Source organism: Lentimicrobium saccharophilum (assembly GCF_001192835.1).
Classification (GTDB): domain Bacteria; phylum Bacteroidota; class Bacteroidia; order Bacteroidales; family Lentimicrobiaceae; genus Lentimicrobium; species Lentimicrobium saccharophilum.
This window is the reverse complement of the sequence record NZ_DF968182.1, coordinates 306638-323181: the sequence shown is the minus strand read 5'-3', so window position 1 is coordinate 323181 and position 16544 is coordinate 306638. Positions and strand designations below refer to the sequence as shown.

Below are 16544 nucleotides of genomic sequence, written 5' to 3'. Positions count from 1 at the left end.
TCATGAGCAACATCCGGTTGATAACCAAAGAGATGACATAAAGAATGCCGCAAAATCAGGATCGCAATGATGCCTCGGGATTTCCCGTTTATCGCGCCAAATCATTATCGGATTTCCGCGTTTTTTGCTGAAGCGCTGTTCAGGTTTGAATTATTTTGATAATCAGTGCAGATTTCATTCCAATAAAAATCCATATCTTAGCCCCAGATAACAGTGCCGGTCATTTCAATCCCAACATGCCATGAAAGAGATAGTTGTTGCCATTGATTTCTCGAAGGGCTCACTGCATGCCCTCGATTATGCCATTGCTTTCGCCAACCATGTAAAAAGTAACGTCATGATGGTCTGGGTTGACAGCCATACGAACCAGGACTTTGCCTTTTCGGCGGAAGTGAATGAGTTTCGTGAGGAAGCCATCAGGAACATGGAAGAGATCATGAAGTCGAAAAAAGGGCAGCTCAAACATGGCAAATTATCTTACAAGCTCCGCAAAGGGAAGGTTTACCAGGAAATTGCCAATCAGGCTAAATATAACGACGCTTCCCTGATCATTGCCGGCACCCACGGGGTCACCGGTTATGAGGAATTCTGGATCGGCAGCAATGCCTACCGGATTGTTTCGTATGCGCCATGTCCTGTTATTACCGTCAGGTACGATTTCAATATTGGTCCGGAAGGCATTAAAAGTATCGTTTTGCCCATCGACAGTACCCTTGACACCCGTCAGAAAGTTCCTTTTACCGTAGAACTGGCAAAATTATTCAATGCTGATATTCATATTCTGGCTTTATATTCCACCTCTATCAAGGCAGTTCAGCGAAAAGTTGACAATTACGCCCGCCAGGTGCAGAAATATATGACGGATGCGGGGATCAACCATTATATCGAGAGCCTGCAGGCTGACAATATCACCAATATTTCCATCGAATATGCCCGTAAAGTGAATGCCGACCTGATCGCCATCATGACCGAACAGGAAACAACCGCATCGAACATTCTGCTTGGTCCCTATGCCCAGCAAATGGTCAATCACTCGCCCGTGCCCGTACTCAGTATTCAGCCAAAAGAAATATACTCGATCTCAACGCGTTAATCATTCATGCGGTTTATTATCTTAATTGCTTCATTCACCCTGTGGGGGTCTATTGCTTTTGCCCAGCAGGGGCGTGTTCAGATTATCGGGGACGAGCGCATCGACCTGCTGATTGAAAAGCACAAATACCTCAACAGGCATCAGAGTACGCTTGACGGGTGGAGAATACAGATTTTCTTCGATTCGGGAACCAATTCAAAACGAAGGGCAACCGATGCACTTAACCGCTTTTCATCCCGTTATCACGAAGTTAAAGCCTATTTGTCATTTAAAGAACCCTACTATCGCGTAAGGGTGGGTGATTTCAGGACCAGGCTCGAAGCAGAAGGTTTTCTTCAAAATATAAAGGCGGATTATCCCAACGCATTTACGGTAAGCGATAAAATAAATCCGCCTCCCCTGGCTGTGCCAGCCAGCAGTGAATAAATCTGATCATCCACCGATTTGCGTGTTCAGATTAATATTCCACTGATTATTATATTTTTGCATCAAACAGGATTGCCCACTTTCAGAGTTAACTTTTAATAAGGCCGGCTTGTACAAGTCAGATTCATTGAAGATTTTCCGGGACTTTTGCAATATTTGTAAATATTTCATATTTTAGCATGACCGTAATCCAACCCGCCATGAAAACCATCATCTCCGCCATCGATTTTTCTGATTGTTCCATCAATGCCCTTGAGCATGCAATCAGCATAGCCGCAAAATCAGAGTCGAATTTACTGATGCTATGGGTTAACAATCCCAACACGACCAAAACCATCCTTTCGTCAGATCTTTCTGATGACCTGCTTGAAGAAGTGGAACACCAGTTTACACGGCTGATCAACAAATATGAAAAAGACCTTCCAAAATCCAGAATTGACTACATTATCCGGGAAGGAAAGGTTTACCGTGAAGTGGTAAATCAGGCAAAAGAGTCTGATGCATGGCTGATTGTTGCCGGCACCCACGGATCATCAGGATTCGAGGAGTTATGGATCGGAAGCAATGCCAACCGTATTGTTTCCGCAGCCCCCTGCCCGGTGATTACCATCAGGGCAGGAATCCATGTTGAGCGGGAATTGAAAAAAATTGTGCTGCCGATGGACAGCACCATGGAAACCAGACAAAAAGTCCCGTTTACAGCCGATCTGGCAAAGATGTTCGATGCTGAAGTTCATATCCTGGCAGTATATACCACAAACATCGAAAATGTAAGGGGTACGGTGATGAGCTATGCCAAGCAATCTGCCAAATACCTCAAAGAGCACGGGGTAAAACATTTTATTGTAGAACTGGAGGCCGATAACATTGCCACCACTATTATGGAATACGCCAAGCAATCCGATGCCAACCTGCTCTCCATCATGACTGAACAGGAAAAGTCCGCATCCAACCTCTGGCTGGGGCCTTATGCACAACAGATGGTGCACCACTCGCCCATCCCGGTGCTCAGCATACACCCCAAGGAAATTCTGATTTCGATGGGATATTAATAAGCGAAAAATAAAACCGTGGCACTTTTCGTCTGAACCTGAAAACGCGGTCAAAGCCATTAAGAAACCTGCCAGAAGCAAAACAGCCCCGGAACAAAACCCGGGGCTGCTTCATTTCTACTACCGGACAGCACTAATTTCTGTCCTTGCAGTTCAGGTCTTCAAATGCAACCTTCAACCGGGCGATCATCGATTTCTGGGCTTCATTAAGCCATTTTCGCGGATCGTAATACTTTTTGTTGGGCTTGTCGTCACCTTCCGGATTACCGATCTGGCCCTGAAGGTAGCCCTCATTTTTCTTGTAGTAATTCATAACCCCTTCCCAGGTAGCCCACTGGGTGTCAGTATCAATGTTCATCTTGATCACACCATAGGAGATGGCTTCACGGATCTCTTCGCGGCTGGATCCCGAACCGCCGTGGAATACAAAATTCACCGGCTTGTCGGTTGTATTGAATTTCTTTTGGATGTAATCCTGTGAATTCTTCAGAATGACCGGCTGCAATTTGACATTACCGGGCTTGTAAACCCCGTGAACATTACCAAATGACGCAGCAATGGTAAAACGGTCGCTCACCTTCATCAGCGCTTCATAAGCATAAGCCACATCTTCGGGCTGGGTGTAAAGCTTCGAACTGTCAACACCGGTGTTGTCTACCCCGTCTTCCTCTCCGCCGGTTACCCCGAGTTCAATTTCCAGGGTCATGCCCATTTTACTCATGCGGGCCAGATATTTACTGCAGATTTCAATATTTTCCTGCAGGCTTTCCTCCGACAGGTCAAGCATGTGTGAACTGAAAAGCGGTTTCCCGGTTTCGGCATAAAACTTCTCTCCGGCATCGAGCAGCCCGTCAATCCACGGGAGTAATTTCTTCGCTGCATGGTCGGTATGCAGAATCACCGGCACTCCATAGGCTTCGGCCAGCATGTGCACGTGCCTGGCTCCGCTTACTGCTCCTGCAATGGCCGCACGTTCGCCTTCGTTGCTCAGAAATTTGCCTGCGTAAAAGTGCGCGCCACCATTAGAAAACTGAATAATTACAGGCGCATTTACTTCTTTCGCAGCCTGCATCACCGCGTTCACCGAATCGGTGCCTACCACATTCACTGCCGGCATGGCAAAACCGTTTGCCTTAGCAATCCTGAAGACTTCCTGAACATCATTACCGGTAACGACGCCGGGTTTCACCTTATCGAAAATTCGTTCTGACATCTTAATAAATGGGTTAATTTGAACTGAATGGTTTACTTTTGCAAAGGTAATCAATTTTGACATAAACACCTTTCAGCTACGCATAATAGTCTGCTTCGGTATTTCTTTTTTTCCTTGTTATTCAGATCGTTAAGTAAAATGTCATTCCAACTGAAAATTCGGGAACTCCTGTCGGATAACTATTCCGGCTCAGCGGCAATTCTGGAAAAAATCATAAAGAGTATACAGACTTATATCAACGGAGCAGATATAGATCATAACTTTTTGAGAACGAATCTTGACAAGGTGATCAACCATTTCCCCGACCTGGCGGTACTCCACCATTTCATGCAGCAGTTTTACGATCTGCTGGATCAGGCCGACGGCGAATCCTGGACACAGGAAAAGACGGTTGCCCGGATTACGCGCTTTATCAGTACCTATACCCAGATCTGGAGTGAAAGCATCGGGCAGGCGGCCGAAAGAATGGAGCGCCTGATTGGTTTTCAGGGGAAGAAGATACTTTTACACAGCAACAGTTCCAGTATCCATATCCTTTTTGAGCATCTGGCTACCCACAATATTTTTCCCTCCGTTTACCAGACAATGTCGGGCCCGGTATATGAGGGCAAGCTTCAGGCCAGGGTATTGAGCGACTTTGGCTGTAAGGTCCATTTTATCAACGAAGCGGCCATTGGCAGGTTTATTCATGAAATCGACTTTGCCGTAATGGGCGCCGACAATGTGTTTGAAGACGGATTCACCAATAAAATAGGCACCTATCCGCTGGCCCTGGTATGTCGCGAGGCCGGCAAACCGTTCTATGTGATCTGCGATTCAAGGAAAAGGTCGCCAGTCGATTTTAAAAGCCGCATCAAAGCTATTTTTGAACCGGAAGAACCTTCGGGTGAATTATGGCAAAACGCCCCCCATGCCATCACTCCGGTTAACTACTATTTCGAATTCACGCCAAAAGATCTTGTCAGCGCCTACTTCTTTGAAGATACCTGGTGGGACCTGACAAAAAAATAAACAGCATAAAAATTATCACACCCGCCGCTTTCAGGAATTGATTTCTGTAACATTGAATTCAGGCTTGATTCAAGACTTTTTTAAGCCTGTACATATTGACTTTTTCTTAAAATACGCTATATTTGTATAGATATAATTGACCCTGCCATTACTCTATTGTCTCTTCCTTACTTTCCAGCGTAAAAAATTTTATTGTTCTGCCCCGGTTTAAACAAGTTTGGCATTCCTATAAACCAAGTACTAACCTAAATCCCACCTCAATGAAAATGAAACATTTACCCATGATTCTTTTTCTTGCCCTTCTTATTGCAGCCGGATTGCAATCCTGCGACAAGAAGGATGATTCAAACAAAAACCCGACAGTATCCAGCGTCACTGTTAATCCTCCGAGTGTCAATGCCAATGGCATTGCATCCGTCACCGTAGTGGCAACGGACCCCGACAATGATCCGCTGACATACTCCTATGTAGTCACCGGGGGGGCCATAACCGGCAGTGGTGCCAGTGTATCCTGGACTGCTCCTTCGGCCGAAGGCGCCCACTCTGTAACGGTTACGGTTACCGATGGCAAAGGCGGATCTGCAACCGGTAACGGCGCCCTGACCGTTCTTCCGGCCGTAACCCAGGTTACCGGCACGGCCCGCTTCCCGGCCGGGGTGTCAGGCGATCTGTCGAACGCCAAGGTCAGTCTCTACACTTCCTATGACAACTGGCTGTACAACCAACCCATCAAATACGGCGCTGTTACAGGAGCCGGTGCAACAGTTTCGTTTACCCTTACAAATGTTAATCCTGGTAACTATTACCTGGATGTATGGAAAGACATCGACAACAGTGCCACATGGACATCGGGTGACTATGTAGGCTGGTATGGTTCCGGCGGTTTAGGCAGTCCGCAGCTTACGGAATTCCAGGTTGCCCAGGGGCAGACTTTCAACTGTACGGTGGATATGTATATTATCGCCAAAAGCGCCATGAGTCCGAAGCTCAATAAGTAAATGCTGCGCTGTACCAATTAAAAACCGGGTTCCTGCAATCCGGTTTTTTTATTACCTGCAACCCTGACATTTGCCGGAGGCCTGGAAAACACCTGAAGGAAAATGCACAGGGAAAGCTATAGGGATGTAAAAAACTAAATATTTTAACAATAATAAATAATCATACTGATCAGGAGTTAATACCCTTCCATATAAATCGTTTGAAATCTGTGAAATATACAGTTACACGGAGCACACCGGGGCATCACGGAGAAACACGGAGAAGAAACTAACACTCTGTGAACCTCTGTGAAATAAATAGTTACACAGAGCACACCGAGGTTTCACGGAGAAACACGGAGAAGTATCAGAATCTTTGTGAAATCCGGTGCAATTATGTTAAATTGAATGAAACAGCACTTGTGCATTACAAAATTCAACAAAAACTCCTGCATATTTAAATAAGGAAATAACTAAAAATCAATTTCTGAACAACTGATTTCTGCATTTGTACTTTTCTGATAAATGTTGTAATTTTGCAGCCCTCAACGGCCCCGTAGTTCAGCTGAATAGAACGTCAGATTCCGGTTCTGAAAGTCACAGGTTTGAATCCTGTCGGGGTCACACCTTAAAAGCCACTTAACAGTGGCTTTTTGCATTTCAGCTTTTTCCTGCGGAGCGGAACAGGGCGGTTGGCTTATAAAGAATGAATTACAGCAGATGATCCGGAGACACCCGGGACAATGCAGTTGCCGCTCAGCGGCCGGTATTAAAGAAATCCGGCGCTAATTAAATCTACAGCGTAAAACCCTTCAGTTCAACTTCAGTCTTTATTTTTCCGATCACCAGCCTGATCAGGCGGTCGAGGGGACTGCCTTCGGTATAGTCGGCCGGGGCGATATAGCTGGCCCGGTTTTGCCGTATCAGGTTTTCGCAGTTCCGGCGGGGCGAGGGCTTGTCCCTGGTCGACTTAATTCCGGGATTATACACGGCGATTGCCGTCCCGCCCTGGTATTTGATCATTTTCATGGCCGGCACGTCGGTTTCGCCGTCGCCGATATAGATCATCTGCCTGAACGGTACGGGGCGTTCTTCCTCCGGAAGGTATTTATTGATCAGCGTATTGTCGAAGGAGTTGCTGATGCCTTTGTTGATCCTGAAAAGGTACTGGGTTTTGTTGGTGTAATTAATGGCCAGGGCCGGCCATACGGCCACCCCGTTGGCATCGTAGCGATAGCCCGAAGCATAGATATTGGTAAAATGTTTCGCGATGGGCGTTCCGCTGATGAATTCGCGCAACCCGGATGAAATGATGTAGTGCTCCGCTTTCACCCCCAGCTCAGCGGCATAGGCATTGATGCGGCCGAACCAGGATTCCACCCCTTTGAAAAAGGTGATACCGCTTCCATACTGTTCGAAGTCGCTGCGACGGATGGGCAGGTCGCGGCGCCGGGCTTCATCCAGCGAAAGCTGCATGTATGCCAGGATCTCGTCCATATCGTTATCCTTTGCAATCTGGTTGGCATGGGCCCAGAATTCAGCGGCAGGGATCTTTAGAGATGGAAGAAAAGTATGCTCCTGCATATTGCCGGGAGCCAGGGTGCCGTCGAAATCGTAGGCTATGGCGATGGTGATGGGCTTGGTTGACATAATCGGACCTTTCGTTTCTGCAAATTTAGCTGAATCTAACTTGTCATTTACAGCGCAAGGCTTGTTCAAAAACGCTTCATAATAATATCCCGGGTTAATCCTGAAAATGCCTGATCATCTGCAGTCAGCCAACCTAAAATCCTGTCGCCTAAACAATACGCTGAACTTTTTGTTAATAAAGCGTTAATAATGGGTCAACGTCAGCAATCATGCATTTGAAGTATTGATTTTCAATGCTTTCGGTTCATTTTCAGTCACTAACGGTTATTTATGATTAAAAAAGTTCTTGTTGCCAACCGCGGCGAAATTGCCTTCCGCATTATGCGTTCATGTCGTGAAATGGGCATTTCAACCGTTGCCGTATATTCGGAAGCCGACCGTGCAGCCATGCATGTAAGGTACGCCGATGAAGCCTATCCCATTGGTCCGGCTCCTTCAGCAGAGAGTTACCTGAACATTGACCGCATCATTGAGGCAGCCAGAAAAGCCAATGCTGATGCCATTCATCCGGGCTATGGTTTTCTCTCCGAGAACGCGGCTTTTTCAGAGCGTTGCAGCAAGGAAGGCATTGAATTTATCGGTCCGGGTCCGGATGCCATCCGCCAGATGGGAGACAAGATTACGGCGCGGAAGACCATGATTGCCGCCGGGGTACCCGTTGTACCCGGTACCGTTGAAATGATTACCGATTATAACGAAGCCCTGAAAACCATCCGGGAAATCGGCCTGCCGGTGATGATCAAAGCCTCGGCCGGCGGAGGCGGAAAAGGGATGCGGCTGGTAAAAAGGGAGGAAGACATTGAGAGTGCGCTCCGCGGCGCCCGTTCCGAAGCAAAAACCGCTTTTGGTGACGATGCCGTTTACATCGAAAAATATATTGAATCGCCTCACCATATTGAATTCCAGATACTGGCCGATAAGCACGGCAACGCCGTTCACCTTTTCGAGCGTGAGTGCTCGGTTCAGCGCAGGCATCAGAAGGTGGTGGAAGAAACCCCCTCCCCCCTGCTTACTCCTGAAGTGCGGGCCGAGATGGGCGCCCATGCCGTAGCCGCGGCAAAAGCCTGTAATTATCACGGCGCAGGTACCATTGAATTCATTGTTGACGACCAACTGAATTATTACTTTCTCGAAATGAACACCCGCCTGCAGGTGGAGCATCCCATCACGGAGCGTGTGGTCGGCGTTGACCTTGTAAAGGAAATGATCAACATCGCCAATGGTTTTGAATTGCCTTTCAGGCAGGAAGAGTTGAAACAAAACGGCCATGCAATTGAATGCCGTATCTATGCCGAGGATCCTGACCGCAACTTTATGCCCAGTCCGGGAACCATCCGGCATATTTCCGAGCCGCTGGGTCTTGGCGTCCGTCATGACGGATATGTTTACGAAGGTTATACCATTCCCATTTACTATGACCCCATGATCTCCAAACTGATCGTATGGGCCGGGAACCGGAAGGAGGCCATCAACAGGATGAGCAGGGCCCTCGAAGAATACAAGATTACCGGGGTGAAAACATCCATTCCGTTTCTGGCAAAAATCATGGAGGCCGAAGCCTTCAGGTCAGGCAAATACAATACGCACTTTATTGAAGAGAACAGTGAATTCCTTTTCGGGAAACCCGATTGCGACGGGGTTTGTGAAGATATCGCCCTGATCTCCGCCTATCTTGAATATACTTCGCGGCTGCAGCAGGTTCAATTAACAGAGAAAGTGAACAAGCCTGTCAGCCGTTGGAAGGATCCGCAACGCCATGCATATATCTAAAACCGGTTCTATGTCAGTTGAAATCAATATTGAAGGACGGAATGCCAGGGTTACCGAACTGAAACGCGAAGGCAACCTGATCACCCTGCAGGTGGATGATGAAATCTACCAGGTTGACGCCCTGAAGGTGGGCGAAGGCCTCTATTCGGTGCTTTACAAAGGAAAATCGTATAACATTGAAATGATTGATGCCGGGTCGCCCCGACATTATACGGTGAATTCTTTCCACAACTCCTATCAGGTGGAAGTGATAGATGCGCAAACCCGTTACCGTATGAGCCGTTCAAGCGGCGATCACGGGGAAAGCGGAAATACCATCATATCCCCCATGCCCGGTAAGATTGTGAAGATTCCTGTGAAAGCTGGCGATCAGGTGGAAGCAGGTCAAACCCTGATCATCGTTTCGGCCATGAAGATGGAAAGCGAATTCAAATCCAAATCGGCAGGAACCGTTAAATCGATTCATGTTTCCGAAGGCGATACGGTGGAGGCCAACAAGGTGCTGGTGGTGGTTGAATAAGGGACGAGGGACGGCCCTTCGACTCCGCTCAGGGACCGGGACGGGGGACGGGTCTCACTAAGTAAGGAGCGGTTTTCACGGGTTTGAAGAAGAGAAAGGGAAGGAAATTTCTAATTTCTAATTTCTAATTTCTAAAATAAACACATCAACCTCAACCTTGGTTGCTGAGCGAAGCCGAAGGATGACCTCAGCCTTAAAAATCCGAAATCTGAAATCTGAAATCCAAAATAGAATATGTCAAATCTGGATGAAATTTACCGCAGGCTCGAAGAGCGTAACCGTCAGGCAGAACTGGGCGGTGGCCAGGAGCGCATTGACAAACTTCATAAGACGGGCCGTAAGACCGCCCGCGAGCGGATAGAGATGCTGCTTGATCCGGGCACTTTTGTCGAATTCGACCGTTTCGTGGTGCACCGTGCCCGCGATTTCGATATGGAGAAAACCCTGATTCCGGGTGACGGCGTGGTAAGCGGTCACGGTAAAATTGACGGAAGGCTGGTCTATGTGTTTGCCCAGGATTTCACCGTTTTTGGCGGCACCCTGAGCCGGGCCAATGCCGACAAGGTGATCAAAATTATGGATCTGGCGCTTAAGATGGGCGCTCCCGTTATCGGCCTGAACGATTCAGGCGGTGCCAGAATTCAGGAAGGGGTGGAAAGCCTGGCCGGGTATGCCGATATTTTTTACCGCAATGTGATGAGCAGCGGGGTTATTCCGCAAATCTCGGCCATTCTCGGCGCCTGCGCCGGAGGGGCTGTCTACAGCCCGGCCATCACCGATTTTATCCTGATGACCAAAGACTCGAGCTATATGTTCGTAACCGGACCGGATGTGATCAAAGCGGTAACCCATGAAGAAGTGACCAAAGACGAGCTGGGCGGCGCCATGACGCACAATGCAAAAAGCGGGGTGGCGCACCTGATGGCCGAAGATGAAGAACAGGCCATGATGATGATCCGCGAACTGATGAGTTTTCTGCCATCCAACAACATGGAGGAACCTCCTGTGATGAAAACCACCGACGACCCCAACCGCGAAGAAGAAAAACTGCAGGATATCGTACCATTTGACCCCAACAAGCCCTACGACATGACTGAAATCATCCACAGCGTGGTAGATGATGGCAATTTCATGCAGATTATGCCGCATTACGCGCAGAACATGATTACCGGGTTCGGCCGCCTCAATGGCAAGCCGGTCGGTATTGTGGCCAATCAGCCGGCCTTTCTGGCCGGGGTACTCGACATCAACAGCTCGGTAAAAGCAGCGCGCTTTGTGCGTTTCTGCGATGCCTTCAATATTCCGCTCATCACCTTCGTGGATGTACCGGGCTTCCTGCCGGGAACTTCGCAGGAGTTCGGTGGCATCATCAAGCATGGGGCAAAATTGCTGTATGCCTTTGCCGAAGCGACCGTCGCGAAAATTACGGTGATTACCCGCAAAGCTTATGGCGGAGCTTATGATGTGATGTCGAGCAAACACATCGGCGCCGATGTGAACTACGCCTGGCCTACGGCCGAAATTGCCGTGATGGGAGCCGAAGGGGCGGTCAACATCATCTTCCGCGACAAGCTCACCGATGATGACAAAGCCAAAGCCGTGAAGGATTACCGGGATGTTTTTGCCAGCCCTTACAAGGCAGCCGAACAGGGTTATATCGATGAGATTATCTATCCCAAACATACCCGCCGGAAGCTGATACAGGCACTGGAGATGTGTTCAAACAAACGCAAGAACAATCCGCCGCGCAAACATGGAAATATTCCATTGTAAATCAAAGGAAAAAATAATTCAGGACTTTTTTATCAGCAAAAAGAGATTTCCTTGCAGACTCATGATTTGTACTGCAGCTCGCTCAGGCCGCGGTATAACCCGTCCGCTGATCTGAGGAGTTCTTCATGGGTTCCTTTTTCCACGATGCGGCCCTGATCCATTACCAGGATCAGATCGGCTTTCCGGATGGTTGACAGCCGGTGGGCAATCACAATGGAGGTCCGGCCTTCCATCAGTTTCTCCAATGCATCCTGAACCAGGCGTTCACTTTCTGAGTCCAGCGAAGAGGTGGCCTCATCAAGAATGAGGATGCGCGGATCTTTCAGTACCGCCCTCGCTATGGCGATGCGTTGCCGCTGTCCGCCCGAAAGCTGTGTGCCCCTTTCTCCCACCAGGGTATCGGGCCCCTGAGGGAATTTTGAGATAAACTCCCAGGCGTTGGCCCTGCGGGCGGCTTCCTCTACCATTTCAGCCGATGCATCGAGTCGCCCGTAGGCAATGTTCTCGCGGATGCTTCCCCCGAAAAGAAAGATATCCTGGGGCACCACGGCCATCTGCGCCCGGAGCACTGAAAGAGGGATCTTTTCTGCTTCCTGGCCATCGAACAGAATATGGCCGGAAACCGGATTATATAAACGGAGGAGCAGGTTTACCAACGTTGATTTTCCGGCACCGCTCGGGCCTACCAGGGCAACCAGCGAACCCGGCCTGATCTCCGCGCTGATGCGATCGATGACATTTACATCGGTGCGCGAAGGGTAAGCAAAACTGACTTCATTCAGCCGGATATGGCCCCTGAGATGACCGGAGGCGGGGATTTCCCTGACCTCTTCCACCGGTTCGGGGGTTTCTCCGAAAATATCGAACAGGTCTTCGGTGGCCCCGATAAACTTCTGCACCTTGGCAAAAACATCGGCCAGGCCGCCGATGGTACCTCCGATAAAAACGGTATAAATCACAAATGAAAAGAGTTCACCGGTTGTAATTTCGCCGGATGACAGCAGAGCCGCGCCTTTCCAGATTACGGCCACCATGGTTCCGAAGATGCCGAGAATGACAAAGGATGAGAAAGCGCCGCGGACACGCCCGTTTTTAATGCCGGTTTGTGCAATATCTTCCGTGATGTCGCGGTACCTTTTCATCTCAAAAAACTCGTTGGTGAAGGTTTTCACACTTTGCACCCCCTGCAGGGTTTCCTCAACAATGGTGTTGGAGTCGGCCACCTGGGCCTGTGCTTTTTTGCTCAGTTTCCGGATATACCTGCCAAAAAAACCGACAAGGAGAAAAACCCCCGGGACCACAGCCAGCATAAAGAGGGTTAGTTTGACTGAAGTTACTGCCATCAGCACAATACCACCGCTGATGATGATGATCTGCCGGATAAATTCAGCCAGCGTGCTGGTAAGCGCGTCCTGGAGCAAAGTAATGTCTGAAGAGATCCTGCTGTTGAGTTCACCCACCCTGCGTTGCTGAAAAAATTTCATGGGCAGCCGGATCAGGTGGTTGAAGGTGTGCCGCCGCAGATCGGCCAGCGCCCGCTCAGCCACCTGCACAAAAAGATAAATCCTGAAATATGAAAACAGCGACTGGGCCACCAGTACCAGCACCAGGATCAGCGCCAGCCGGTTGATCTCCGCTCCCAGTTTCCCGCTATTGCCATATTCAACCAGCTCGCCCAGCAATTTCGGAAACAACAGGCTGGTGGCGCTTGATCCGAATAAAAACAGCAATCCCAGGCCATACGTCCATTTGTAAGGCTTAAGGTATTGAAACAATCGGGAAAGCCGGCGCAGGCCTGGCAGGGTAATCTTGCGTTTCAGGTTGTCATCGCTCATCGGGGAAGCTGTTTCAGAAGATTGTCACTATAACAAACAGCTCCGGGGAAAGTTGGATGCCCGAAGTTTTACCGGGCAACACAAAACGGCCGGCATCTCATAAACCTATGATTCCCGGCAACGGGCAACTATGGCTTTGACATGGATCCTGGTGGTATTCAGTACCGGGATACCGGCATAAGCCGGTTGGGTAAGGATCAGCGGAAATTCGGTACATCCCAGGATCAGGCTGTCGATTTGCTGCTGTTGCACCATATTTTCTATGATTTTAATCAGCAGTTCACGCGTGTCATCCCTGAAAATCCCCAACTCAATTTCGGTGAAGAGTTTATGATGCAACATTTCCCGGTCTTCCTTTCCGGGGACCACCACCTCCATTCCTTTCTGCCGGAAAGCGTCGGGATAGAATGATGCATCCATGGTAAAGCCGGTGCCAAACAGCCCGGGCCGTTTCAGCCCCAGGCGCAGGGCTTCGGTCCGGGTGGCTTCCACAATGCTGATCAACGGCAGTCCGGCGCGTTCACTGATTTCATCGAAAAAAATATGGGGCGTATTGGCGGTGATGGCGGCAAAATCAGCTCCCGCATCCTTCAGCCGCGCGATGGCATCAGCCAGGTAAACGATTGCTCCGTTATAATTGCCTGATTGCATAAAGCCCAGCAATTTCCCGAGATTTACGCTGTAGATGACAATCTCGGGGTAGTTCATCCCGCCGCTGTCATCCTTAAATGCATCAATAATGCCTTTGTAATAGTCAACCGTCGCTTCGGGGCCCGTGCCGCCGATCAATCCTATTTTTTTCATGAAGGTGAGTTTGCTGATGACATACAGTTAATAATTTACCATATTCCGCTTATTGACAGCCGGGGAGCTTCTACCCCGGCCCCGGTGTCCTCTGCCGGTCTGCAGCAGAATACCTCTGCAGGATTTCCTCCAGGATCATGGCCGCCCCTTCAATTAGCACAGGACATACCGACTGAAAAGCCCCGCTGCGTTTCGCTTCTTCGCGGCCTTCCGCTGTGCTGAGGTCGTGTTGCAGCAATTTATTGCAGTGCAGATCGCCAAAGCGGTGCTCAAAGGCCTGAAGAAATTCACCATAGATCTGCCGGACCTCCGCTTTTGCAGATGCTTCATCCGCCGGCGAATATCCGAAATGCAGCCCGATGACCATCAGGGATCCGCTCACCGCCCCGCAGATTTCTCCTCTTGAAGCGATGCCTCCGCCGAAAGCGGAACCCAGCCTGAAAGCGGAAACATCATCCCTGAAAAATTGACGGCCAAAGGGATAAAGAATGGATTGGGCGCAGTTGAATCCGCTTGCAAATGTTGTTACTGCTTCGGTTGATCTCGACATACTTTTGAATTAACTCATTAATTCAGAATAATCTTAAAATAAGCTTCTCCGGAAAGCCGGAGCCTGACCGGGGATTACCAATCAGAAATCCCCGCATTACCGGCTTCCGCTCAATCTTCCCGGGTTTCAATCCCTGAGACGCTGCATCTCATCTTTCTTCCGGTCTTTCTGCCTTTAAGTCAAAAAAATCGCTTTATCACCCGTAAATCCTGAACCCTTTCCATTCCTTTTCAACTGAAAATTTTGGTCCGCGGAGGATATATACGGGCATTTCGCGCTGCGGCCGGGTGCAGTCGGGGCAGAAGACCACTGCTGCTTTTTCAACGCTTTCGAACATGGTTTTTACCTTTTCGATGTTCACGGCAACCGCGATGTAGGTTTTAACGGAATCGGGGGGCGGGCCCCAGGTGTGAAAAGCATTGTGTGTGGCATAAACGGCCGGCAATCCCAGTTCCGGGCCATAGAGTTCCAGGGCCCCGGCATGGCCGTAATTGGATGAAATAATCACTGCATGCTGCCTTTCGGCAGGTGGCAGGGCATGGTAAACGCCGGCCACCTCCACTGCCAGTTCGTGCCAGCCAAGACGATCGGCCAGCCATTGCGGGATGGGTTCGCCCTTCTTACCCTCTTCAATGTCCATCTTCAGCCCAAGCCAGGCAATATGCGCTTTCAGCCGGTCGGGTGGCAAAAGAGGGGCAAATACCGGAGCGAGCAGAACGCCGCCGGCCAGCATCACCACTATCAGTGAAACCTGCACGCCGCGTTGCCAGGCTTTTTTAAGCGTGTGCTCCATGGCAACAGCTCCGAAAGCCATAAAAAATGTGTAAATTGAAGCAATCCTGTCGGGCCTGCTCGACTGCCCGGCGATCATCACCGCCATCAGAAACAGGTATGCGTATAACATCAGGCGGAAGTCCCTCCCCTTTCGGAAAATAAGCGCAATAACTCCGGCAAACCACAACGGAAAAGTAGCCGGGTTAACAAAAATTATCTGTTCCGTCAGAATCTGAAGCGGAGATTTTTCGATGTTCTTTCCGGTGAAGGAGTTACGATAAAGTTCAAGCGATGGGAAACCATTGGCAACCTGCCAGATCAGGTTAGGCAGCAGAATAACAAAGGCCGCCAGGCCGCCCCAAAGAATCCACCGGTTAAACAACAGGCGGCGCCTGCCTGAAATCAGTATCCCGATCACCAGGGCAAACCCGTAGAGCACAAAGGTGTGTTTATTCTGAAGTCCGATGCCCGAAAGTATGCCGATAGCCAGCCAATTACGGGGATCATTGTCCTGCACCATTTTCACCACAAAATATACCACCCCTGTCCAGATCAGCGGTTCAAAGGCATTCATCGAATAGAAACTGCCGAAGATCAGGAAAACCGGCATTACCATAACTCCCAGACAGGCCAGCAGCAGGCTGAATGGTCCGCCGCCCAGCCGCCGCGTAATTAATCCGGTGACAAATACTGTTGCCGCCATGCTGAGTGCCGGCAACAACCGCACTGCAAAAGTGTTTTCGCCAAACAACCATTGCACCGCAGCAAGCAATGCAAGAGAGAGCGGAGGCTGATCGATGTAGCCCCAGGCCGGACGCCGGGCACAGGAGAGAAAATAGACTTCGTCGATAAAAAATCCGTATGGCTTCACAAAACTGCTGAACATCAGCAGAACAAACAAAACAAACGACAGCGCCAAAGGAATCGGAAGTCTTACCGGAACTTTAACATTTGGTGACATATTGTTTGGGAAGGTTTGGATATTTGAGCAGATAAAGGTAAACAATTCCGATTTTCCAGAAGACCTCAGTTAAAACCTGCTTCCCCTTTCACCAGGCGATATGCCCGGTTTACCTGCACTATTGGCTGATTCCCC

At 49.3% G+C, this 16544-nt stretch carries 14 protein-coding genes and 1 tRNA gene; 9 read left to right on the top strand and 6 right to left on the bottom strand.

What is annotated here, in order from left to right; genetic code table 11:
- Nucleotides 1-241: 241 nt before the first annotated feature.
- The 3 genes from TBC1_RS01165 (at nucleotide 242) to TBC1_RS01155 (ending at nucleotide 2571) form a co-directional block, all read left to right on the top strand.
- Nucleotides 242-1093: a universal stress protein gene (locus tag TBC1_RS01165; RefSeq protein WP_062037323.1), complete on the top strand. Its 852-nt coding sequence runs from the start codon at nucleotides 242-244 to the stop codon at nucleotides 1091-1093.
- A gap of 6 nt (nucleotides 1094-1099) precedes the next feature.
- The gene (locus TBC1_RS01160) at nucleotides 1100-1519 is read left to right on the top strand and encodes an SPOR domain-containing protein (RefSeq protein WP_062037321.1); all 420 of its coding nucleotides are present in this window, start codon (nucleotides 1100-1102) and stop codon (nucleotides 1517-1519) included.
- Nucleotides 1520-1719: 200 nt separating this feature from the next.
- Entirely contained in the window at nucleotides 1720-2571 is an 852-nt protein-coding gene (locus tag TBC1_RS01155; protein ID WP_172668794.1) for a universal stress protein, read from the top strand.
- A gap of 133 nt (nucleotides 2572-2704) precedes the next feature.
- Here the strand turns inward: TBC1_RS01155 and fbaA are convergent, their stop codons facing one another.
- A complete protein-coding gene (gene fbaA, locus TBC1_RS01150; RefSeq protein WP_062037314.1) occupies nucleotides 2705-3784 on the bottom strand; it encodes a class II fructose-bisphosphate aldolase in 1080 nt (359 codons plus the stop codon).
- A 264-nt stretch (nucleotides 3785-4048) separates the two neighbouring features.
- Here fbaA and TBC1_RS01145 point away from each other — a divergent pair, with 264 nt between their 5' ends.
- From TBC1_RS01145 to TBC1_RS01135, 3 genes are all read left to right on the top strand, one after another.
- Nucleotides 4049-4795 (top strand): eIF2B alpha/beta/delta subunit family protein, encoded by a 747-nt coding sequence (locus TBC1_RS01145; protein ID WP_172668793.1) that lies wholly within the window; start codon nucleotides 4049-4051, stop codon nucleotides 4793-4795.
- 260 nt (nucleotides 4796-5055) lie between these two features.
- On the top strand, nucleotides 5056-5793 hold the full coding sequence (locus TBC1_RS01140) for an Ig-like domain-containing protein (RefSeq protein WP_137305348.1): 738 nt from the start codon (nucleotides 5056-5058) through the stop codon (nucleotides 5791-5793).
- 529 nt (nucleotides 5794-6322) lie between these two features.
- A tRNA-Arg gene (locus TBC1_RS01135) sits at nucleotides 6323-6396 on the top strand.
- 171 nt (nucleotides 6397-6567) lie between these two features.
- On the opposite strand, the gene TBC1_RS01130 is transcribed toward TBC1_RS01135, so the two are convergent.
- A complete protein-coding gene (locus TBC1_RS01130) occupies nucleotides 6568-7422 on the bottom strand; it encodes an HAD family hydrolase (protein ID WP_062037305.1) in 855 nt (284 codons plus the stop codon).
- A gap of 270 nt (nucleotides 7423-7692) precedes the next feature.
- Here TBC1_RS01130 and accC point away from each other — a divergent pair, with 270 nt between their 5' ends.
- The 3 genes from accC to TBC1_RS01115 all read left to right on the top strand — a co-directional run bounded on the left by accC (nucleotide 7693) and on the right by TBC1_RS01115 (nucleotide 11485).
- The gene (gene accC, locus TBC1_RS01125; protein WP_062037302.1) at nucleotides 7693-9192 is read left to right on the top strand and encodes an acetyl-CoA carboxylase biotin carboxylase subunit; all 1500 of its coding nucleotides are present in this window, start codon (nucleotides 7693-7695) and stop codon (nucleotides 9190-9192) included.
- 10 nt (nucleotides 9193-9202) lie between these two features.
- A complete protein-coding gene (locus TBC1_RS01120; RefSeq protein ID WP_062037300.1) occupies nucleotides 9203-9712 on the top strand; it encodes a biotin/lipoyl-containing protein in 510 nt (169 codons plus the stop codon).
- Nucleotides 9713-9946: 234 nt separating this feature from the next.
- Nucleotides 9947-11485: an acyl-CoA carboxylase subunit beta gene (locus tag TBC1_RS01115; RefSeq protein WP_062037297.1), complete on the top strand. Its 1539-nt coding sequence runs from the start codon at nucleotides 9947-9949 to the stop codon at nucleotides 11483-11485.
- 59 nt (nucleotides 11486-11544) lie between these two features.
- On the opposite strand, the gene TBC1_RS01110 is transcribed toward TBC1_RS01115, so the two are convergent.
- From TBC1_RS01110 to TBC1_RS01095, 4 genes are all read right to left on the bottom strand, one after another.
- Nucleotides 11545-13320: an ABC transporter ATP-binding protein gene (locus TBC1_RS01110; RefSeq protein ID WP_062037294.1), complete on the bottom strand. Its 1776-nt coding sequence runs from the start codon at nucleotides 13318-13320 to the stop codon at nucleotides 11545-11547.
- Nucleotides 13321-13425: 105 nt separating this feature from the next.
- A complete protein-coding gene (locus TBC1_RS01105) occupies nucleotides 13426-14124 on the bottom strand; it encodes an aspartate/glutamate racemase family protein (RefSeq protein WP_062037292.1) in 699 nt (232 codons plus the stop codon).
- Nucleotides 14125-14194: 70 nt separating this feature from the next.
- The gene (locus TBC1_RS01100; protein WP_062037289.1) at nucleotides 14195-14674 is read right to left on the bottom strand and encodes a C-GCAxxG-C-C family protein; all 480 of its coding nucleotides are present in this window, start codon (nucleotides 14672-14674) and stop codon (nucleotides 14195-14197) included.
- 196 nt (nucleotides 14675-14870) lie between these two features.
- Nucleotides 14871-16409 carry an ArnT family glycosyltransferase gene (locus TBC1_RS01095; RefSeq protein ID WP_062037287.1) on the bottom strand — a complete coding sequence of 513 codons (1539 nt, stop codon included), beginning with the start codon at nucleotides 16407-16409 and terminating at the stop codon, nucleotides 14871-14873.
- Nucleotides 16410-16544 lie beyond the last annotated feature (135 nt).

Coding starts and splice junctions, on each gene's coding strand:
- TBC1_RS01165 (WP_062037323.1), top strand. CDS start 242: ATGAAAGAGATAGTTGTTGCCATTGATTTCTCGAAGGGCTCACTGCAT.
- TBC1_RS01160 (WP_062037321.1), top strand. CDS start 1,100: ATGCGGTTTATTATCTTAATTGCTTCATTCACCCTGTGGGGGTCTATT.
- TBC1_RS01155 (WP_172668794.1), top strand. CDS start 1,720: ATGAAAACCATCATCTCCGCCATCGATTTTTCTGATTGTTCCATCAAT.
- fbaA (WP_062037314.1), bottom strand. CDS start 3,784: ATGTCAGAACGAATTTTCGATAAGGTGAAACCCGGCGTCGTTACCGGT.
- TBC1_RS01140 (WP_137305348.1), top strand. CDS start 5,056: ATGAAAATGAAACATTTACCCATGATTCTTTTTCTTGCCCTTCTTATT.
- TBC1_RS01130 (WP_062037305.1), bottom strand. CDS start 7,422: ATGTCAACCAAGCCCATCACCATCGCCATAGCCTACGATTTCGACGGC.
- accC (WP_062037302.1), top strand. CDS start 7,693: ATGATTAAAAAAGTTCTTGTTGCCAACCGCGGCGAAATTGCCTTCCGC.
- TBC1_RS01120 (WP_062037300.1), top strand. CDS start 9,203: ATGTCAGTTGAAATCAATATTGAAGGACGGAATGCCAGGGTTACCGAA.
- TBC1_RS01115 (WP_062037297.1), top strand. CDS start 9,947: ATGTCAAATCTGGATGAAATTTACCGCAGGCTCGAAGAGCGTAACCGT.
- TBC1_RS01110 (WP_062037294.1), bottom strand. CDS start 13,320: ATGAGCGATGACAACCTGAAACGCAAGATTACCCTGCCAGGCCTGCGC.
- TBC1_RS01105 (WP_062037292.1), bottom strand. CDS start 14,124: ATGAAAAAAATAGGATTGATCGGCGGCACGGGCCCCGAAGCGACGGTT.
- TBC1_RS01100 (WP_062037289.1), bottom strand. CDS start 14,674: ATGTCGAGATCAACCGAAGCAGTAACAACATTTGCAAGCGGATTCAAC.
- TBC1_RS01095 (WP_062037287.1), bottom strand. CDS start 16,409: ATGTCACCAAATGTTAAAGTTCCGGTAAGACTTCCGATTCCTTTGGCG.